Below are 20,032 nucleotides of genomic sequence, written 5' to 3' on the forward strand. Positions count from 1 at the left end.
GGACGAGCCAGGGTGGGCCGGGACGGTCAGGGGGCCGACCTAGCATGGCCCCATGTCCACCGTCAGCGCCTCCGCGACCGGGTCGCCGCGGTGGGCCACGCCCGTCACGGTCCTGCTGGTCGCCCTCGTGACGGCGGTGCCGGCGGCCGCGCTGACGGGAGCCGCCGCCCCGCTGGTGCTGGGGGACGCCGGTCCGCTCGTGCGCTGGGGTATGCCGCTCGTGGGGGTGGTGCACGACCTCGCGGCCGCGCTCACGGTCGGGCTGCTCGTCGTCGCCGCGTTCCTCGTCCGCGAGGGCCGCACGACCGACCGTCGGGGGAGCGCCGCCCGGCTGGCGGTGCGCTCGACCCTCGTGTGGCTGGCGAGCGCGGTCGTGGGCCTGGTGCTGACCTTCGCCGAGCTGGCCGGCATCCCGGTCTCCGCCCCGGGGTTCGTCGGCGACCTGGTGGACAACGTCTGGCGGCTGGAGCTCACGCGCCTGCTCCTCACCGAGATCCTGCTGGTCACCCTGCTCCTGCTCCTGGTGACGTGGGCACGGACCCGTGGGGCGCTCGCCTGGTCGACCGCGCTCGCCGTGCTCGCGCTCACGCCGCTGGCGTTCACCGGGCACTCCGCCTCGGCGATCGGCCACGAGACGACGGTGACGGGTCTGGGCCTGCACCTGGTCGGGCTCAGCGTCTGGGTCGGCGGGCTGATGGCCATCGCCATGCTGCTGCCCGTGCTGGGACAGGCGCTGCCCGACACCGTGCGCCGCTACTCGGTGCTCGCGCTGTGGAGCTACGTCGCGGTCGGCCTGTCGGGCGTCATCTTCTCCACCGTGACGCTGGGCGGCCTCGAGAACCTCACCACCCCCTACGGCCTGGTCGTCGTGGCCAAGGCGGGACTGCTGGTCGCGCTGGGCGTCCTCGGCTGGCAGCAGCGGCGCACCGTCGTGGCGCGTGGCGTGGACTCCCCGGGCCGGTTCGCCCGGCTGGCCTCCGTCGAGCTGGCGGTGATGGGGGTGGCCGTCGCCCTCGGGGTCGTGCTCGCCCGGACCGAGCCGGCGGTGCCCGAGCAGGTCGACGTCAACTCCGTCATCGACCTCACCGGCTACCCGATGCCCGAGCCGTGGGGCGCCGACCGGTTGCTGACGACCTGGCGGGTGGACTGGTTGTTCCTGCTCATGGCCCTGACCGCCGTGGGGCTCTACGCGTGGGGCGTGGTCAGGCTGCGGCGGCGCGGCGACCGCTGGCCCGCGTGGAAGCTGCTCCTGTGGGTGCTGGGGTGGGCCGTCTTCGTCTACGTGACCAACGGCGCGCCCGGTGTCTACGGGCGGGTGATGTTCTCGGTCCACATGGTCGAGCACATGGCTCTCATGATGGCCGTGCCGATCCTGCTGGTCCCGGCCAGCGCCATCACGCTCGCCCTGCGTGCCCTGCGGGCCCGGCGGGACCGGACCCTGGGTCCGCGCGAGGTGCTGCTGGCGCTCGTGCACTCCCGGTGGGCCTCGTTCGTGGTCAACCCGGCCGTCGCCGGTGCGATGTTCTTCGGCAGCCTCGTCGTCTTCTACTGGAGCGGCATGCTCGGGTGGGCGCTGACGACCCACGTCGGCCACCTGTTCATGGTCATCCACTTCACCCTGACCGGCTACGCCTTCGTCTGGTCCCTCGTCGGCACCGACCCAGGCCCGCCCAAGTGGCCCGCGCCGTTCCGGATGATGGTCCTGCTCATCACCCTCGCCGCGCACGCGTTCTTCGGGCTGGCGCTCATGCAGGGGGCGTGGTTGCTCGCACCGGAGTTCTTCAAGACGATCGCGGTGCCGTGGGTGCCCGACCTGCTCGCCGACCAGCAGCTCGGGGGCACCATCGCCTGGGGCATCGGCGAGCTGCCGACCGTCGTCCTCATGCTCATGGTCGGTCTCGACTGGCTGCGCCGGGACACCCGGGAGGCCGTGCGCTCGGACCGGCAGGCCGACCGGGACGACGACGCCGAGCTGCGGGCCTACAACGAACGGCTCGCCGCCATGTCCGCCCGTTCCGACCGGAGGAGCACACCATGAAGATCGCCATCATCCAGCTGGGCTACGGCGAGGGGGCCGACGAGAGCGTCGTCGCCCGGGCCGCCCGCGTCGCCGACCTGGTCAGCGAGCACGCGCCGGGGCACGACCTCGTCGTCCTGCCCGAGCTGTGGAGCGCGGGCGGCTTCGCGGTCTCGGAGTGGGAGGAGCGTGCCCAGTCGCTGGAGGGCCCCGAGCTGCCCGAGGCCCTGGCCCCCCTCCGGGAGGCGGTCCGAGGCACGGGTGCGGTGCTGCACACCGGGTCGGTGGTGGAGCGGACCACCGAGCCCGGGGTGGAGGGCCGCCACCTGCGCAACACCTCCGTGGTGCTCGACCCGGAGGGCCGCGTCCTGGCGACCTACCCCAAGATCCACCGCTTCGGGTTCGGCGGCGGCGAGCCGCGGCTGATGGAGGCCGGGGGCGACCTGGTCGTCATGGACCTGCCCGCCCCGGCCGACGCGCTGCGGGTGGGCCTGTCGACCTGCTACGACCTGCGCTTCCCCGAGCTGTACCGCGCCCAGGTGGACCTCGGGGCCGAGCTGTTCCTCGTCCCGGCGGCCTGGCCGGCGCCGCGCGTGGAGGCGTGGCGGCTCCTGCTGCGGGCCAGGGCGATCGAGAACCAGTGCTTCGTCGTGGCCTGCAACACCGTCGGCGAGCACGCCGGCATCCGGATGGGCGGCTTCAGCGCGGTCGTCGACCCGTGGGGCAAGGTCCTGGCCGAGGCGGGGACCGAGCAGGAGGTCCTGTCCGTCGAGATCGACCCGGGCGAGGTCCGGCGGGCCCGGACCGACTTCCCCGTGCTCGGCGACCGGAGGCTGTGAACCGGGCCGGGGCGGACCGGGGCCGGGAGCGGCCAGCGCGTCCGGCCTGCCTCGTGGTGCGGAACGGGCTACCGTGGTGGGCGATCTCCTCGGAAAGGAACCACCATGGGCCTGGGCCTCGGCATCTTCCTCCTCGCCGTCGGCGCGATCCTCGCGTTCGCGGTCGACTACGCCGTCAGCGGCATCGAGGTGAACACGATCGGATTCATCCTCATGGCGGCCGGGGTGCTGTCGCTGCTGCTGGGTCTGGTGATGAACACCCAGCGGGCCAACACCACGCACCGTGAGGTCGTCGACCGCCGCGACGACACCGACGTGCGTCACCGCGACGTCTGAGGCCCGTCGCGATCCAGGACCGGACGGACGTCGGGGGGTCGGGCCAGGGCGGGCGTCGGGGGCGCGCCCAGGTCGCACAGCACGCACCCAGGTGGGGTCCCTACCCTGGAAGCGTCCCCCCGTGTCCCACCGTGAGGCTCCCTGACGCATGAGCGAGACCGCCCACCGCGAGGCCGCCGTGCTGTCCCCGCCGGCCTCCGGGCGCGCGCCGACGCCTCCCGGGCGGGACCTGACCGGCGTGCCGGCGCTCACCGCCGCCGAGCGGTTCGCCCTGCTCCGGGACCGGGTCCACCGGACCCTCCCCGGAGCGCTCGGGCGGATCGTGCCGGCCACGGCGATCGGCTTCGCGGCGATCAGCTCCTTCACCTACGCCGTCGACCTCGGCATCCTGGCCGTGGGCTACGGCCTCGTCGGCCTGCCGTACCCGCTGGCCGTCACCCTGGGCTACCTCGTCGCCTTCACCCTGGCCTTCGTGCTCAACCGGTGGCTGAACTTCCAGTCGCACGGCCACGTCGCCGGGCAGACCGGGCGCTACGTCCTCACGGTGGCGGCCAACTACCTGCTGTTCATCCTGCTGCTGTCGACCACGCTCGAGGCCGTGGGCGTGCACTTCCTCGCCGCCCGGCTCGTCGCCGGCGCCTGCGAGGCGGTCTTCATGTACCTGATGATGCGCATCGTCGTCTTCCGGCAGAAGCGCTACGCCTGACGGCGCCGAGGCCCCGCCCGGTCCGGGCGAGGCCTCTCCGACCGTAGGGGTCAGGCGCTCAGAAGGACTCCTCCGGCAGCTCCATCAGGTCGGACGCGTCGCCGGCGGTGACCACCCGGCGGTCCGAGCCCAGGCGGGGCAGCACCTCCGCCGCGAAGAACCGGGCGGCGGCCACCTTGCCGCGCAGGAACGCCTCGTCGGCCGGGCGCTCGCCCGCGTCGAGCAGCCGCTGGGCCACCTCGGCCTGGCGCAGCAGCAGCCAGGCGATGAGCAGGTCGCCCGCGGCGAGCAGCAGCCGGGTGGTGTGCAACCCGACGGCGTAGATCTGCTCGGCCTCCTGCTGGGAGGCCATCGCCCTGCCGGTCAGGTGCTCGATCATGGCCTGCAGCTCACCCAGCGCCCGCAGCACGGCCTGCCGTACGTCGCCGAGCCCGTCCTCGGTCTGCGCGGTGGCGGTGCCCATGATCTGCTGCGCGACGTAGCCCAGCGCCGCGCCCTTGTCCCGGAGGATCTTGCGGAAGAAGAAGTCCAGGCCCTGGATGGCGGTCGTGCCCTCGTAGAGCGAGTCGATCTTGGCGTCGCGGACGTACTGCTCCAGCGGGTAGTCCTGCAGGAAGCCGGACCCGCCGAAGGTCTGCAGCGACTCGGTCCCGAGCAGCACCCAGGCCCGCTCCGACCCGCACCCCTTGACCAGCGGCAGCAGCAGGTCGTTGACCCGCACGGCCATCGCGGCGGGGGAGTCCGCCTCGACCTGCTCCCCGCCGGAGGCCAGCTGGGCGGCCTGCACGGTGTCCTGGAAGGAGGCGGTGTAGAGCATCAGCGCCCGCAGCCCCTCGGCATACGACTTCTGCAGCATGAGCGAGCGCCGCACGTCGGGGTGGTGGGTGATCGTCACCCGCGGGGCCGTCTTGTCCGTCATCTGCGTCAGGTCCGCGCCCTGGACCCGCTCCTTGGCGTAGTCGAGCGCGTTGAGGTAGCCGGTCGACAGCGTCGCGATCGCCTTGGTGCCCACGAGCATCCGGGCGTACTCGATGACGCGGAACATCTGCGCGATCCCGTCGTGCACCTCGCCGACCAGCCAGCCGACGGCCGGCCGCGACGCGTCCTCGCCGAAGCGCAGCTCGCAGGTGGTGGAGACCTTCAGGCCCATCTTGTGCTCGATGTTGGCCACCTCGACGCCGTTGACCTCGCCGAGCTCACCGGTCTCCCGGTCGACGTGCGTGCCGGGGACGATGAACAGCGACAGCCCCTTGGTGCCCGGGCCGGCGCCCTCGGGCCGCGCCAGCACGAAGTGGATCACGTTGTCGTAGAACGGAGCCGTCCCGCTGGTGATGAAGCGCTTGACCCCCGTCACGTGCCAGGTGCCGTCCTCCTGCTGCACCGCCTTCGCGCGCCCGGCGCCGACGTCGGAGCCGGCGTCCGGCTCGGTGAGCACCATGGTGGCGCCCCACTTCTTGTCCACCATCAGCTGGGCGAAGCGCTGCTGCTCGGGGGTGCCCAGGCGGTAGAGCACGGTCGCGAAGGAGAACCCGGCGGCATACATCTTCACTGCGGGGTTGGCCCCGAGCACCATCTCGGCGACGGCCCACGCCAGGCTCGGCGGGGAGGCGGTGCCACCCAGCTCGGTCGGGACCTCCAGGCGCCACCACTCGTTGTCGACCCAGGTCTGGTACGACCTCTGGAACGACTCGGGCATCGTCACCGACCCGTCGCTGGTGTCCAGCACGGGAGGCGTGCGGTCGGACTCCATCAGCGAGTCCCCGATGGGTCCCTCGGCCAGCTCGGCGACCTGGCGCAGCACGTCCCGCGCGGTCTCCGCGTCGATGTCCTCGAACGGCGCGGTGCCCAGCACCTCACCCCGTTCGAGCACGTCGAACAGCATGAACTCGATGTCACGGACGTTGCTCCGGTAGTGCCCCACGGTCGCCTCCACGCTGAGTCCCAGTACCCGGTACCGGGAGTACCTACTTCTTGGTAACAAGTGTGGACCACGGGTCCCGGGAAAGCAACAGCGGGGGTATGCGGTCGCGCCCCGGGTGCGGGGGCGCTCGAAGGCCGCGTGTGCTGGGGTGCGCGGATGTCGCGCCTGTCTGTGTGCGGATGGTGGGCGTGCCTGGGGGCAACGGTGTTGCGTAGCCGGGGTGCGCGGCTCCTGCGTGTGCCCGGGGTGCGCTCGTCAGAGCCTGAGCAGCTGCTCGCGGGTCGCCCGGGCCAGGCACTCGGCCGTGCGGTGCCAGGAGGCGTGCGCACCGAACCGGGCCGAAAGGTCGACCGCGCTGACCTTCCCCACCTGCGCGACCGGGGTGCCCGGCCGCACGGTCCCGACGAGGACCACGACCGGGATGCCGTGCCGGGCCGCTGCCGCAGCCACGCCCCCGACCACCTTGCCGCGGAAGGACTGCTCGTCGAGGGCGCCCTCACCGGTCAGGACCGCGTCGGCCCCGTCCAGCGCGGCCTCCAGACCGACGTGCTGCGCGACGACGTCGAAGCCCGGGGCGAGCCGGCCCCCCAGCGCCACCAGCCCGGCGCCCAGGCCACCGGCGGCACCGCCGCCCGGCAGGGTCGGCAGGTCGACACCGGCGGCGCTCATGCGCGCGCCGAAGACGTCGAGGTACTCCTCCTGGACGCGTTCGAGCCGCTCGGTCAGCTCCTCCACCTGCTCGGGACTGGCGCCCTTCTGCGGTCCGAAGACCCTGGCGGCGTCGGTGAGCACGGTCGTCACGTCGCAGGCGACGACCAGGTCGACGCCCAGCCCCAGCGGGGTGCGTCCGTCCAGGCCCTCCAGGACCGCGGCGACGGCGTCGCGACCGCCGTCGGTCATGGCCGATCCGCCGAGACCCACGACGACGGTCCGGGCACCGGCGCGCACCGCCTCGGCCACGAGCTCCCCGGTGCCGCGGCTCGTCGCCCGCACCGGGTCGTTGCCGGCGCCCCCGCCGGCCAGGAGCAGGCCCGAGGCGCGGGCGCTCTCGATGACGGCCGTGCCGTCCTCGCCCAGCCGCCACGGCGCCTCGACCGGCCGCCCGTGCGGCCCGGTCACCAGGCTCGTCCGCGTGGCCCCGCCGAACGCGTCGAGCATGCCCTCCCCGCCGTCGCAGAACGGCATACCTTTCACCTGCCAGCCCAGCTCCTCGGCGGCGGGGGTGACCGCGGCGACGACCTCGGGGGCGGTCAACGAGCCGCGGAACTTGTCCGGGGCCACGACCAGGACGCGGCGGCGGTCGCCGGCGCTGCTGCCCCGCGCCGCTCCGCTTGCCTCGCCCCTGTCCATCAAGCGATGCTAGCGGTCGACCGGACAGGGGGTGGCAGGTGAAGCAGCTGCTCGGCCGTGCCGCCACCGTCCTGGGCGTGGTGGTCGTGGCCCTCGGCCTGTGGGCGCTCGCGGAGCCGCGGCTCGTCCTCGAGACGGCGCGCCACACCGTCGAGATCCCCGGGCTGGACGCGGACCAGTCCGGTGTCGAGGTGGCCGTGCTCTCCGACCTGCAGGTGGGGATGTGGTGGGCCAACACCGGCATGGTCCGCCGGGCGGTCGACGAGGTGCTGGCCGAGGACCCCGACCTGGTGCTCCTGCCGGGCGACTTCCTCTACAGCACCGAGCCGGACGTGCAGACCCAGGTGGACACGGTGCTCGCGCTGCTCGCGCCGCTGGTGGACAGCGGCATCCCGACCCTGGCGGTCCTCGGCAACCACGACCACGAGGCGGGAGGTGCCCAGGAGATCGAGGCGGCGCTGGAGGACGCCGGCATCGACGTGCTGCTCAACGAGTCGGTCGTGGTCCCGGTGGCCGGGACGGGGGGCTCCCAGGAGGGCGGGGGAGAGACCGGTGGCCTGCACGTGGTGGGCGTGGGCCCCTCCCGTCCCGGGCTGGCGGACCCCGAGAAGGCCGTGGCCGACGTCCCGCCGGACGCGCCACGCATGGTGATGATGCACAACCCGGCCGCCTTCGTTGACCTGCCGGCACAGACCGGGCCGCTCGCCGTGGCCGGCCACACGCACTGCGGCCAGATCGCGCTGCCGTTCGCGCCCCACTCCTCCTACCTGGGGCTGACCGAGGAGGAGGAGGTGGTGGCCGACGGCTGGGCGCCGGACGACCACGGCGCCGAAGGCAACGACCTGTTCGTCACCTGCGGCGTGGGCTTCAGTCTGCTGCCGGTGCGCTTCAACGCGCCTCCGCAGGTCGCCTTCTTCGAGCTGGTGGCCCCGGGCGGCTGACGGCCAGGCCGGGTGGTCTGGCCGGGCGGCCCAGCAGGGTCTGGCCGGGCGGTTCGGACGGAGACGGCCAGCTGGGTGGTCTGGCGGAGCGGTCTGGGCCGAGACGCGCACGGCCGCGACGACCCTGAGGGTTCACGTGCACCCCCCAGGTCGAGCAGCCCGGGCGTGTCCCGACATGGGGGGTCGGCGACGAGTGCGGGTCAGCGGGGGTCGGCGCGGAGAGTGCGGGTCAGGGCGGGTCGCCCGGAGAGTGCGGGTCGGCGCGGAGAGTGCGGGTCAGCGCGATGAGCGGTCTGGCGTCGACCGTCCCTGGCCGTCGTCCTGCTCCGGCTGGTCGCGGCCCCGCGGGGGCTGCTCCTTATCGCGCCCCTTCTCGCGCTTCTCCTGCTCCTTCGCCTCCTGCTTCCTCTCCTTTCGCTCCTCCCGCTCCTGCTTCTGCGCCTCCTGCTCCTCCTCCTGCTCCTCCCGCTCCTTCTCCTCCCGCTCCTCCTCCTCGTGGGAGAGCTCGCGCTCGGACAGCATGTCCAGGGTCTTGGACATCGTGATGAGTACCGCGGTGGCCGTGGGGGAGGCGGGGGTCGAGGGGTCGTTGACGGCCTCGTCGAGACGCGCGGTGGCGGCGTGCATCCGGCGCAAGTCCAGCTGGTCCTTGGTGAGGCGCCACTCGTCGAGGAGCTCCTGCAGTGCGGCCAGCGCCTCCGTCGTGGCCTCACGCACCAGGTCCGGCATCCGGGGACCCTTCAGGTCCCGTCCTGCCGAGACCAGCTCCATCGCGGCGGCCGCGAACTCCCAGGTGCGCAGCTGGTCCTCGGCGCGCGCGATGGTCGCGGCGTGCTGGTGCGCGCGCTGGTTCTTGCGCCGTGCGTCGCGCAGCTCGGCGACCGACTGGCGGGCCCGGGAGAGCTCCTGGTCGAGGTCGGGTCGGCGTCCCTTGCGGGGGTCCTCGGCGTCCTCCCGCATCTTCTCCAGGCTGCGGGCGTCCTCCTGGCGGGTGCTCTCGGTCTCGGTACCTCCGGTCGTCGCCGCTCCCCGGGTCTCGCGCTGGTCGTCGCGACCCTCGGCGTCGGCGGAGTCGCGGGGCGCGTCCTCGTCGGCGTCGGCGTCGCCGTCGGCGTTCCTCTCGCCCTCGTGCGAGCCCTGATCACCCGTCCTCTCGTGACCGTCCCCCTCCTCGTCACGCTCGTTCTCGTCGACGCCCTCGATGCACTCCTCGATCCGGGTCGACAGCGCGTAGCGCAGCCGGTCCAGGTCACGCTCCGCCAGCGCCACCGGCTGACCGGGCAGGACCACCGCGATGAGCACCGCGACGGCGGCCCCGATGAGGATGAGGCCGGTGTAGTAGCCGACGAACTCCAGCTCCCCGTTGCCGAAGATCAGCGTGAACAGCGCCGCGGTCGGCACCCACGACCCCATCGGGCCCAGCCAGCGGAAGGCGCCCAGCAGCACGGCGAGGCCGACGGTGATCGCCATCGGGAGGAAGTTGTCGACGTCGCCGAAGATGTCGGCCACCGCCGCCGCGGTGCCGCCGAGCACGATCGCCGCGGCCGCCTGCAGCGCCGTGCGCAGCGAACCGCCCGGGTTGTTCGTGGTGGCGATGACCGCCCCCAGGGGGGCGTAGTAGGCGTACTGGGACGCCTCGCCGGGCAGGTTGTACCCGACGATCCAGGCGAGGCCCACGGCCAGCATGGTCCGGAAGGCGTTCGCTGCCACCGGGTTGCGGTCCCACAGGGACACGGAGGTGTGCAGGGCGGTGCGCGCGGAGGTTGCGGTCGGGGTCGCCACCCTCCGATTGTGACCCAGGACGCTGGGCGGGGCGGGAGCGGGTGGTGGTCCCGCGGCAGCCGGTGGCCGCCGTCCCCCCGCAGCGGATGGCCGTCCCGCGGCAGCCGGTGGCCGTCCCCGGCGGCCCGTGGCCGTCCCCCGGGCCGGGGGTGGGTGGCGGCACGGGGGTGCCATGCAGGATGATGCGGGACCATGAGGACGTCGATGAGGACGAGAACCCGTGGCCGCGCCGTCGCCGGCGTCGCCGCGGTGGCCCTGCTGACCGGGTGCAACGCGGGCGCCGGCAGCAGCGACCCCACCACCGATCCGGACGACGGAGGGACGGCGGAGGGGGACCCGCCCGACGGGGGCAGCGACACCGCCGACGCCACCGGTGGCACGGCCGCTCCCGGGGGCGCCGCCGGCAGCGATGAGACGGTGCGCGTCGGCCTCGTCGCCGAGCCCGCCAGCCTCGACTTCTCCACCACCGACGGTGCTGCGATCCCGCAGCTGCTGCTCGACAACGTCTACGAGACGCTCGTGCGGGTCGACGTGGAGACCGGTGAGGTCGTCGGCGCGCTCGCCGAGGACTGGGAGGTCAGTGACGACCGGTTGACCTACACCTTCACCCTCAAGGAGGGCGTCACCTTCAGCGACGGCGCGGACTTCACCGCCGAGGACGCGGCGTTCTCCCTCGAGCGGGTCTCCTCCGACGCCTGGACCACCAGCCTGAAGGCCCAGCTCGACGTGGTCGAGAGCGTCGAGGCGGTCGACGAGCAGACCCTCGAGGTCACCCTGGCCCAGCCGAGCAACCAGTTCCTCTACGCCCTGACCACCCGCGTCGGCGCGATGTACGACACCGAGGGCGTCGACGACCTGGCCAACGACCCGGTCGGCACCGGCCCCTACGTCTTCGACGAGTGGCAGCGCGGCTCCCAGATCACCCTTCAGCGCAACGAGGACTACCACGGGGAGACGCCGTACTTCGCCACCGTGGAGATGCACTACTTCCGCGACCCCAACGCGCTGAACAACGCCATGCTCACCGACGCCATCGACATCGTCTCGACCGTCCAGGCGCCGGAGTCGCTCGCCGAGTTCGAGAACGAGGACTACCAGATCGTCGAGGGCACCACCAACGGCGAGGTCGTCCTGTCCTTCAACAACGCCGACGGGCCGTTCTCCGACCTGCGCGTGCGCCAGGCCGCCCGCCACGCCATCGACCACCAGAGCCTGCTGGACACCTGCTGGGCCGGCCGCGGCGAGCTCATCGGCAGCATGGTGCCCCCGACCGACCCCTGGTACGAGGACCGCACCGGCGACTACGCCTTCGACCCCGAGCAGGCCCGCACCCTCCTGCAGGAGGCCGGCGCCGAGGGCGAGGAGGTGCGCCTGCGCCTGCCCACCCTCCCGTATGCCGTCGCGTGCGGCACCGTGGTCGAGTCCATGCTCGAGGACGCGGGCTTCGAGGTCACCGTCGACGAGCTGGAGTTCCCCTCGGCCTGGCTGGAGACGGTCTACACCAACAAGGACTACGACATGTCGGTCATCGCGCACGTCGAGCCGCGGGACCTGGGCACCGTCTTCGGCAACCCCGACTACTACACCTCCTACGGCACCGAGGAGCTGCAGGCCCTGCTGGCCGAGGCCGACGCCGGCACCCAGGAGGAGCAGGTCGAGACGATGAAGGAGGCGGCCGAGCTGATCAGCACCGACGCGGCCGCCGACTTCCTCTTCCTCCTGCCCAACCTCATGGTCGCCGACCCCGACATCACCGGGCTGCCGGAGAACGCGATCACCGAGTCCTTCCGCCTGGCCCCGCTCGGGCGCGGCTGAGCGGCATACCCGAAGATCCCCAGCGGCCCCTCCCGGGGCGAGACGGAGACCACCTCCCCCATGCTCCTGCGAGTCGCGCACCGGTTGATGGTGCTGCTGGTGAGCCTGGCGCTGGCCTCGGTGGTGGTGTTCGCGTTTATGCGCGTGCTGCCCGGCGACCCGGCGCGGGTGGCGCTCGGGGTGAACGCCTCGGAGGAGGCGGTGCGGGCGCTGCGCACGCAGTTCGGGCTGGACCGGCCGGTGGTCGTGCAGTACGTCGACTGGGTCGGCGGGCTGCTGACCCTGGACCCGGGCATCGAGTTCCTCTCCCGCGCGCCGATCGGTCCGCAGATCGCCGACCGGCTGCTGGTGACCACGTGGCTCGTCGTCGCCTCGATGGTCCTCGCGCTGGTCGTCGCGGTCCCCGTCGGCCTGTGGATGGCGCTGCGGCACCGCCACTGGGACGGGATCGTCCTCTCGGGCTTCTCGCAGGTGGGCGTGGCCGTGCCCGCCTTCCTGGCGGGGATCCTCATGATCTCGGTGTTCGCCGTCCGGCTGGGCTGGCTGCCCTCCGGCGGGTGGGTCGTCCCGGCCCGGGACCCCGTGGGCTTCCTGCAGCGGCTGGCGATGCCGACGCTGTCGCTCGCGCTGGTGCAGGGGGCGGTGCTGGCGCGCTACGTGCGGTCGGCCGTGCTCGACGTGCTCCGCGAGGACTACCTGCGGACCGCCCGGGCCAAGGGGCTGCGGCCGGTGCAGGCGCTGGTGCGGCACGGCCTGCGCAACGCCGCGGTACCGGTCGTCACGGTCCTGGGCCTGCAGCTGGCGACCCTGCTCATCGGGGCGGTCGTCGTCGAGCGGGTCTTCGTCATCCCTGGGCTGGGCTCGCTGCTGCTGGACTCGGTCGCCAAGCGCGAGCTGCTGACCGTGCAGACGGTGGTCATGGTGCTCGTCGTGGCGGTGCTGGTCATCAACTTCGTCGTCGACCTGCTCTACCTGCTCATCGACCCGCGGCTGCGTAGGGCGGCGCGATGAGCGGGCAGGGCGGACCCCTGACCGGTCCGGGCACGCCGGAGGGGCCCGTCACCGGCGGCCGCGTCGAGGAGCCGGGGGCCGGTGGCGGGCCGGGGACCGGCGGGGGGTCGGGGACCCCCGGTGCCGGACCAGTCCTCGAGACCGCGCCGTCGACCGGCCGTGCCTGGGGGCGGCGGCTCAACCCGAGCCTCGTGGTCGGCGGCCTGCTGGTGGCCGCGATCGTCGTGCTGGCCCTCGTCTCCTACGTCTGGACGCCCTGGCCGCCGATGCGGGTGCTGCCCGTCGAGGCCTACCAGACCCCCAACGCCGAGCACTGGCTGGGCACCGACCGGCTGCGGCGCGACGTGTTCACCCAGATCCTCGTGGGCGCGCGCACGACCCTGTACGTCGGGCTGGTCGCCGTCGGCGTGGCCGCCGTCGTCGGGGTGCCGCTCGGCATCCTCGCCGCGATGTCGCCGGGCTGGCTCGGCCAGGTCGTCATGCGCACCAACGACGTGCTGCTGGCCTTCCCCGCCCTGCTGCTGGCGATCATGTTCGCCGCGCTCTACGGCGGGTCCACCCGGGTGGCGATGATCGCCATCGGGATCGCCACCATCCCCGCCTTCGCGCGGATCACCCGCTCGGGGGCGCTCGGGGTGATGAAGAGCGAGTATGTCGTCGCCGCGCGCGCCGCGGGGCGCTCCCCGCTGGCGATCGCCTGGCGCCACGTGCTGCCGAACGTGGCCGGGCTGGTCATCGTCCAGGCGTCGGTCTCGTTCGCGATCGCGATCCTGGCCGAGGCGGCGCTGGCCTACCTCGGCCTGGGCACGCCCACCGGTCAGGCCTCGTGGGGGCGGATGCTCTACGAGGCGCAGACGACGCTGCGCTCGGCCCCCCACCTGGCGCTCATCCCCGGCGGGGCGATCGCGCTGTCGGTGCTGGGCTTCAACCTCTTCGGGGACGGCCTGCGCGACTGGCTCGACCCCAAGCTGGAGAGGCGGTGAGCGGCGTGGGCGAGGAGGCACCGGGCGGGGCGACGGCGGTCCGGCCGGAGGAGGGCGGCGGCCGGGACGTGCCCGAGGTGCCCGACCGCACCGTCCTGCAGGTCACCGGCCTGGACGTGCACGCCGGGTCCACGCCGCTGCTGCAGGACGTCTCGTTCTCGATCGACCGGGGCGAGCGGGTGGGGCTGATCGGCGAGTCCGGGTCGGGGAAGTCGTTGACCGCCCTGGCCGTCATGGGCCTGCTGCCCGAGGGACTGTCTGCCGGGGGCGACGTGCGGCTCGCGGCGCGCAGCCCCGCGGAGCACAACCTGCTCCAGCTGGGCGAGCGGCAGCTGGCCCGGCTGCGCGGGGACGGCATGTCGATGGTCTTCCAGGAGCCGATGACCGCCCTCAACCCGACCATGCGGGTGGGGTCCCAGGTCGCCGAGGTGATGGTCCTGCACCGCACCCGCTCGACGGCGGACGCCCGTCGACGGGCCGTCGAGCTGCTCGACCAGGTCGGCCTGCCCGACCCCGCGCACGTGGCCCGGGCCTATCCGCACGAGCTCTCCGGCGGCCAGCGCCAGCGCGTCGTCCTGGCGATCGCCCTGGCCAACGACCCGGCGCTGCTCATCTGCGACGAGCCGACGACCGCCCTGGACGTGACCGTGCAGGCGACCGTGCTCGACCTCGTCGTGCGCGGCGTGGAGGCCCGCCACGCCGGGATGCTCTTCATCACCCACGACCTGGGCGTGGTGGCGACGGTGTGCGAGCGGGTGCTGGTCATGTACGGCGGCCGCATCGTCGAGGCCGGTCCCGTCCACGAGGTGTTCTCCGACCCGCGGCACCGCTACACGCAGGGGCTGGTCGCCGCGAGCGACCTCTCCGGGGCCGACGGTCGGCGCGGACGGGCCCAGCTGCCGACGATCCCGGGGACGGTCCCGCCGGCGGGCCGCTTCCCCGACGGCTGCGTCTTCCGGACCCGCTGCGAGCACGCCACCGACGTCTGCGCGACCCTGCCGCCGTGGACGGCGCGCGGGGAGCACGCGGCGGGCGCGACCGCATACGGCTATGCCTGCTTCCACCCCGCAGGAGGTGAGGGGGATGGCTGAGGAGCCCGCCGCCCGCCCCGCCCGGGCCGCGTCCGCCGACGGGGCCGACGTAACCGACGGGGTCGGTGCGGCCGACCCGACCGTCCCCGCCGTCGAGCTGCGCGGGGTGGGCCGGCAGTTCCGGCGCCGGCGCACGTCGCTGCTGACCCCTGCGCCGGTCGTCGACGCCGTCCGCGACGTGTCCGCCACGATCGCCCGGGGCGAACGGTTCGGCATCGTGGGCGAGTCCGGGTCGGGCAAGTCGACCCTCCTGCGGCTCATCAGCGGGCTCGACCAGCCGACGGCGGGGGAGATCCTCGTCGAGGGCCGGCCGGTGCACGACCAGCCCGCGCGCCGGCTGGGCTGGCTGCGCGAGACGCTGCAGCTGGTCTTCCAGGACCCGATGAGCAGCCTCGACCCGCGGATGCGCGTGCGCGACATCATCGCCGAGCCGCTGGTCGCCCAGGGCCGGCACGACAACCGGGCGCGGGTGGACGAGCTGCTCGTGGCGGTCGGGATGTCGGCCGAGGCGGCGGACCGCTACCCGCATCAGTTCTCCGGCGGCCAGCGCCAGCGCATCTCGGTCGCCCGCGCGCTCGCCCCGGGGCCGGACATCCTGGTCGCCGACGAACCGGTCAGCGCCCTCGACGTGTCCGTCCGCGCGCAGGTGCTCAACCTCATCGACGAGGTCGTCGAGGAGTTCGACCTGACGCTGGTCTTCGTCTCCCACGACCTGTCCGTCGTGCGCCACGTGTGCGACCGGGTGGCGGTGATGCGGCGGGGGGAGTTCGTCGAGGTGGCGCCGACGGAACAGCTGTGGACCGACCCGCAACACCCGTACACCCAGCAGCTGCTCGCCGCCGTGCCCGACCTCACGAGTGCCCTCGCCGGCCGGACGGCGAGGGAGCTGGCCGCCGACGTGGCGCGGCGGGGGCAGGACCCCGGGGCGACGGGTGAGGTGGGGGCGACGGGCGAGGCGGGCTGAGGTCCCGGGCACCCGAGCACGCGCCGAGGGCCCGGGTGCCGGGCCCGGCGGCGGACTCACGCCTCGGAGGAGGCCCAGTCGGCCGGACGCGGCAGGGTGCGCAGCGCCCGGCTGGACAGCACCGCCCCGACGGCGAGCAGGCAGACGCCGGCGCACACCAGCAGGGTGGGCCGCAGCCCGAGCAGGCTCAGGCCCCACCCCGCCAGCACCGGTGCGAGCGGCAGGGCACCGGCGCCCACCAGCTCGGCCGCGCTCATCACCCGGCCCAGCACCCGACGCGGCGTCTGGTGCATGAGGTAGCTCATCATCGCCGCGTTGGTCGCCGGCCCGCCGAGGATGCCGACGGTCAGCACCGCCAGGGTGCCCCAGAACCCGGGGACGAACGGCAGCACGAGCATGGACAGCCCCGCCAGCGACATCCCCGCCATCGCCACCAGGCCCGACGGGAAGCGCTGCACGACCGGGCCGGCGGCCACCGCGCCCACGAGCATCCCGACGCCGAGCGCGGTCGAGACCAGGCCGATGCGCGCCGGGTCCTCACCGGTCGTGGCCAGGTGGTAGAGCAGCGTCGTCACGGCCGCGTTGAGCCCGAGGTTGAGGAGCAGGGCCACGGTCATGACCCGCCGCAGCTCGGCGCGCGCCCACAGCCACCGCAGGCCTTCGACGGCCTCGGCGCGCACGGACGCGGCAGTGGTCGTCCGCTCGGGCCGGAAGTCGCCCCGGAGCACCAGGGCGCCCGCCGCGGCCACGAGGTATGCCGCACCCGCCGCGGCGAGCGCGGGCACCGCGCCGATCCCCAGCAGGACCCCGCCGAGCGGCGGGCCGCCCATCGCCACGGCGGCGTCCCGGGCCTGGTTGGCGCTGGAGGCGGTGGGCAGCAGGGGGGCGGGCACGACCTGCTTGAGCGCCGCGTCGGAGGCGCCGGCCAGCAGGCCGGCGCGGACGCCCGCCAGCAGGTTGAGCGCGCCGAGCGCCAGCAGGCCGAGGTCCAGCCGCAGGACCACGACCATGCCGGTGACGACCGCCGCAGCTCCCGCCCCGCTGAGCATCATCAGGTGGCGCAGGTCGTGGCGGTCGGCGAGCACCCCGCCGAGGAGGGTCGTGGCGATGCGCCCCCCGACGCCGAGCGCGGCGACCGTCCCGGCCGCGGCGGCGCTGCCGCTGACGAGGACGACGAGCAGGGGGACGAGGAAGAACTGCAGCGAGGAGCCCAGGGCCTGCCCGGTGTCGCTGAGCAGCCAGGCCCAGTAGGCCCGCTGGCGGTGGAGCGCAGGGGCGGACGTGGCAGGGGCTCCGCCGGTGGCGGCAGCGGCCCCGTGGCCGGCTGAGGAGGCAGCGTCGGTGCTGGCGGCCGAGGAGGTGGCCGGTGCGGTGGTGGTCATGGCACAGACGGTAGACCCGCACGAATAATTGCGCAATAGAAAGTGCGCAACTTTCTCTGCGGAATGATCGGTAGGGTGCCGTCATGACCGACGACCCACCCTCCGAGCCCGTCGCCGACCCGGCGTCCGGAGCCGTCCGGCTCACCTCGCCCATGCTCAAGGCGATGGCCCATCCGATGCGCCGCCGTCTCCTGGAGCTGATGCACGAGGACGTGCCCCGTCGCGCGACCGACCTGGCCGAGCTCGTCGGGGCCCCGGCCAACTCGGTCAGCTTCCACCTGCGCCAGCTCGCCAGGGCCGGCCTGATCGTGGAGGCGCCCGAGCACGCCCGGGACCGACGCGACCGGGTCTGGGTGGCCGCCGGCAGCGGCTTCACCGTCCGGCCGCCGGAGGGCCCGGTCAGCGCCGACGACGAGCTCGTGCTGCGCTCTTTCATGGACCAGGAGGCCCTCGACCTGCACGACCTCGTCGACCGCATCACCGCGTGGGCGGCGGCGTGGGGCAGCGGGCGGGCGGAGAGCACCCGTGCCGCCATCCACACCGGCCTGGTCGAGCTGACCGAGGAGGACGTGCGCTGGCTGAGCGGTGAGCTCGAGCAGCTCATGGACCGCGCGATCGACCGCAGCCGAACGCCCACCGACCAGCCGAAGCGGCTCTGGAGGATGGTCTCCCTCGTCGCCGACGACTCGTTGCCCAGCCCGCCCCAGCACGACCCAGGAGGAGCACCATGACGACCGAGCCCACCGCCGGCCCCACCAACTCGCTCGTCGACGTCGCCGGCCTCGCGGTCGGCCATCACACCGCATCCGGCGACGGGTGGCTCACCGGCTCCACCGTCGTCCTCGCCCCGCCGCAGGGCGCCGTGGGCGGGGTCGACGTCCGCGGCGGCGGTCCCGGCACCCGCGAGACCGACCTGCTGGACCCGCACAACCTCGTCGACCGGGTGCACGCCGTGTCGCTGTCCGGCGGCTCGGCGTTCGGGCTCGCGGCCGCCGACGGGGTGATGCGCTGGCTGCTCGACGAGGGCCGCGGCTTCCCGATGGGCGCCCCCGGCCAGGTGGTCCCGATCGTGCCCGGCGCCGTCATCTTCGACCTGGGCCGCGGCGGACGCTGGACGAGCACGCCGGACGCGTCGTTCGGCCGGCAGGCCTGCGAGCGCGCCCAGGACGCGCTCGCCACCGGCTCCGAGGGGTATGCCGCCGCGCCTCCGGTCGGAGCCGTCGGCGCGGGCACCGGCGCCCAGGTCGCCGGTGGCCTCAAGGGCGGCGTCGGCACCGCCAGCCTGGTGCTCGACGACGGGACGACCGTGGCGGCGCTCATCGTCCTCAACGCCGTCGGGTCCACGGTCGACCCGGCCACCGGCGAGCTCTACGCCGCCGACCGGCTCCTGGCCCGCGACCTGGAGGACCTCCCGGGCTTCCCCGAGGGTGCGCGGCTGCACACCCCCGAGCCGGTGGACGTCGAGGCCGCCCGTACGCGCGCCGCCGAGCTGGGGTCCGAGGCCCTGCCCCGCACGCTGGCCACGACGATCGGGGTGATCGGCACCGACGCCGCCCTGACCAAGGCGCAGGCGTCGCGGCTGGCGATGAGCGGGCACGACGGCATGGCGCGGGCGGTCGTGCCGGCGCACACGATGTTCGACGGGGACACGCTGTTCACGCTGGCGACCGGAGAGCGGGACGCTCCCGACGCGTGGGCGATGCACCAGCTGCTCCAGGGGGCGGCCGACGTGGTGGCCCGGGCGATGGTGCGCGCCACGCTGGCCGCCCCGACCGTGACGACGTCGGCGGGTACCTGGCGGGGTTACGTCGACGCCTTCCCCAGCGCCGTGTGGTGACCCGTCCTCCCGTGTGGTGACCCGTCCTACCGTGTGGTGACCCGTCTCCCGTGAGGTCGGCTTCCACCGACCTCCATCGCCGTACAGGCCGATGGAGGTCGCGACGACCCGACCTCACCCCGGGAGGGAGCGCCTCACGGGAGTGCAGCCACCCGGCCTAGACTCGCTCCCCGTGACCGCCGAGCCCGGACGCGACGTCGTCCTCACCCTGTCCTGCCCCGACCGCCCCGGGATCGTCCACGCCGTCTCCGGGGTGGCCCTGGAGCAGGGCCTGACGATCACCGACAGCCAGCAGTTCGCCGATCCCTCCAGCGGAGAGTTCCACCTGCGGATGGAGCTGCGGCGCGAGGGTGGGCCTGCGCCCCTCAAGGAGCTGCGTGCGGCGTTCGCACCTGTGGGGGACCGGTTCGGCGCCCAGTGGGACGTCCACGACCGGGCCAGGCCGCACCGGGTGCTCGTCATGGTCAGCCGGATGGGCCACTGCCTCAACGACCTGCTCTTCCGGGCGCGCAACGGCCAGATCCCGATCACGGTCCCCGCCGTCGTGTCCAACCACGAGGACTTCGCCGACCTCGCCGCCTGGCACGGCATCCCGTTCCACCACGTCCCCGTCACCAGGGACACCAAGCCGCAGGCCGAGCAGCGCCTGCGGGACCTGCTCGCCGAGCACGACGTCGACACGATCGCGCTCGCGCGCTACATGCAGGTGCTCTCGCCGCAGCTGTGCGCCGACATGTCGGGGCGCATCATCAACATCCACCACTCGCTGCTGCCCAGCTTCAAGGGCGCCAAGCCCTACACCCAGGCGCACGACCGCGGCGTGAAGGTCATCGGCGCGACCGCCCACTACGTCACCGCCGACCTCGACGAGGGGCCGATCATCGAGCAGGACTTCCGCCGGGTCGACCACCGGCTCACGCCCGAGCAGCTGGCGCAGGCCGGCCAGGAGGTCGAGGCCGCCGCGTTCTCCCGGGCCGTGCGCTGGCACGCCGAGCACCGGGTCGTGCTGCGCGGCGGGCGCACGGTCGTCTTCAACTGACCTCCCCCTGGCAGCACC

Annotated in this window: 17 protein-coding genes; 13 read left to right on the forward strand and 4 right to left on the reverse strand. The window is 73.8% G+C overall.

All coding sequences use genetic code 11. The features are described 5' to 3' along the window. The first annotated feature begins 52 nt into the window (after positions 1-52). The 4 genes from ACWHYA_RS06625 (at position 53) to ACWHYA_RS06640 (ending at position 3,898) form a co-directional block, all read left to right on the forward strand. Entirely contained in the window at positions 53-2,038 is a 1,986-nt protein-coding gene (locus ACWHYA_RS06625; protein WP_425942098.1) for a cytochrome c oxidase assembly protein, read from the forward strand. Then, positions 2,035-2,856, forward strand: coding sequence for a carbon-nitrogen family hydrolase (locus tag ACWHYA_RS06630; protein ID WP_425942096.1), 822 nt, complete (start codon positions 2,035-2,037; stop codon positions 2,854-2,856). The genes ACWHYA_RS06625 and ACWHYA_RS06630 overlap by 4 nt, the downstream gene beginning before the upstream one ends. Before the next feature lie 105 nt (positions 2,857-2,961). Next, entirely contained in the window at positions 2,962-3,192 is a 231-nt protein-coding gene (locus ACWHYA_RS06635) for a DUF6458 family protein (protein ID WP_425942094.1), read from the forward strand. Positions 3,193-3,340: 148 nt separating this feature from the next. Continuing rightward, complete coding sequence (locus ACWHYA_RS06640) at positions 3,341-3,898, forward strand: GtrA family protein (RefSeq protein WP_425942092.1); 558 nt, start codon at positions 3,341-3,343, stop codon at positions 3,896-3,898. 58 nt (positions 3,899-3,956) lie between these two features. On the opposite strand, the gene ACWHYA_RS06645 is transcribed toward ACWHYA_RS06640, so the two are convergent. Then, complete coding sequence (locus ACWHYA_RS06645; RefSeq protein ID WP_425942090.1) at positions 3,957-5,819, reverse strand: acyl-CoA dehydrogenase; 1,863 nt, start codon at positions 5,817-5,819, stop codon at positions 3,957-3,959. A gap of 255 nt (positions 5,820-6,074) precedes the next feature. Then, entirely contained in the window at positions 6,075-7,169 is a 1,095-nt protein-coding gene (locus ACWHYA_RS06650) for a glycerate kinase (RefSeq protein WP_425942088.1), read from the reverse strand. A 38-nt stretch (positions 7,170-7,207) separates the two neighbouring features. Between ACWHYA_RS06650 and ACWHYA_RS06655 the strand changes: the two genes are divergently transcribed. Further along, positions 7,208-8,110 carry a metallophosphoesterase gene (locus tag ACWHYA_RS06655; RefSeq protein ID WP_425942086.1) on the forward strand — a complete coding sequence of 301 codons (903 nt, stop codon included), beginning with the start codon at positions 7,208-7,210 and terminating at the stop codon, positions 8,108-8,110. Between the two features lie 276 nt (positions 8,111-8,386). Here the strand turns inward: ACWHYA_RS06655 and ACWHYA_RS06660 are convergent, their stop codons facing one another. Next, positions 8,387-9,892: a hypothetical protein gene (locus ACWHYA_RS06660; protein WP_425942084.1), complete on the reverse strand. Its 1,506-nt coding sequence runs from the start codon at positions 9,890-9,892 to the stop codon at positions 8,387-8,389. A 204-nt stretch (positions 9,893-10,096) separates the two neighbouring features. Between ACWHYA_RS06660 and ACWHYA_RS06665 the strand changes: the two genes are divergently transcribed. From ACWHYA_RS06665 to ACWHYA_RS06685, 5 genes are read left to right on the forward strand one after another with little or no spacing between them, the layout of a single operon-like run. Then, the gene (locus tag ACWHYA_RS06665; RefSeq protein ID WP_425942082.1) at positions 10,097-11,707 is read left to right on the forward strand and encodes an ABC transporter substrate-binding protein; all 1,611 of its coding nucleotides are present in this window, start codon (positions 10,097-10,099) and stop codon (positions 11,705-11,707) included. A 60-nt stretch (positions 11,708-11,767) separates the two neighbouring features. After that, positions 11,768-12,718 (forward strand): ABC transporter permease, encoded by a 951-nt coding sequence (locus ACWHYA_RS06670; protein WP_425942080.1) that lies wholly within the window; start codon positions 11,768-11,770, stop codon positions 12,716-12,718. Then, positions 12,715-13,701 carry an ABC transporter permease gene (locus ACWHYA_RS06675; protein WP_425942079.1) on the forward strand — a complete coding sequence of 329 codons (987 nt, stop codon included), beginning with the start codon at positions 12,715-12,717 and terminating at the stop codon, positions 13,699-13,701. Before ACWHYA_RS06670 ends, ACWHYA_RS06675 begins: the two co-directional genes overlap by 4 nt. Continuing rightward, entirely contained in the window at positions 13,698-14,792 is a 1,095-nt protein-coding gene (locus ACWHYA_RS06680) for an ABC transporter ATP-binding protein (protein WP_425942077.1), read from the forward strand. The genes ACWHYA_RS06675 and ACWHYA_RS06680 overlap by 4 nt, the downstream gene beginning before the upstream one ends. Then, a complete protein-coding gene (locus ACWHYA_RS06685) occupies positions 14,785-15,756 on the forward strand; it encodes an ATP-binding cassette domain-containing protein (protein WP_425942075.1) in 972 nt (323 codons plus the stop codon). Before ACWHYA_RS06680 ends, ACWHYA_RS06685 begins: the two co-directional genes overlap by 8 nt. 56 nt (positions 15,757-15,812) lie before the next feature. Here the strand turns inward: ACWHYA_RS06685 and ACWHYA_RS06690 are convergent, their stop codons facing one another. Continuing rightward, positions 15,813-17,138 (reverse strand): MFS transporter, encoded by a 1,326-nt coding sequence (locus tag ACWHYA_RS06690; protein WP_425942073.1) that lies wholly within the window; start codon positions 17,136-17,138, stop codon positions 15,813-15,815. A gap of 83 nt (positions 17,139-17,221) precedes the next feature. Here ACWHYA_RS06690 and ACWHYA_RS06695 point away from each other — a divergent pair, with 83 nt between their 5' ends. The 3 genes from ACWHYA_RS06695 (at position 17,222) to purU (ending at position 20,014) form a co-directional block, all read left to right on the forward strand. Then, positions 17,222-17,869, forward strand: coding sequence for an ArsR/SmtB family transcription factor (locus ACWHYA_RS06695; protein WP_425942071.1), 648 nt, complete (start codon positions 17,222-17,224; stop codon positions 17,867-17,869). Next, complete coding sequence (locus tag ACWHYA_RS06700; protein ID WP_425942069.1) at positions 17,866-18,975, forward strand: P1 family peptidase; 1,110 nt, start codon at positions 17,866-17,868, stop codon at positions 18,973-18,975. Before ACWHYA_RS06695 ends, ACWHYA_RS06700 begins: the two co-directional genes overlap by 4 nt. 172 nt (positions 18,976-19,147) lie before the next feature. Further along, positions 19,148-20,014, forward strand: a complete 867-nt coding sequence (purU, locus tag ACWHYA_RS06705; RefSeq protein WP_425942067.1) for a formyltetrahydrofolate deformylase — start codon at positions 19,148-19,150, stop codon at positions 20,012-20,014. Positions 20,015-20,032 lie beyond the last annotated feature (18 nt).

It is taken from the genome of Ornithinimicrobium carbonis, assembly GCF_977012275.1.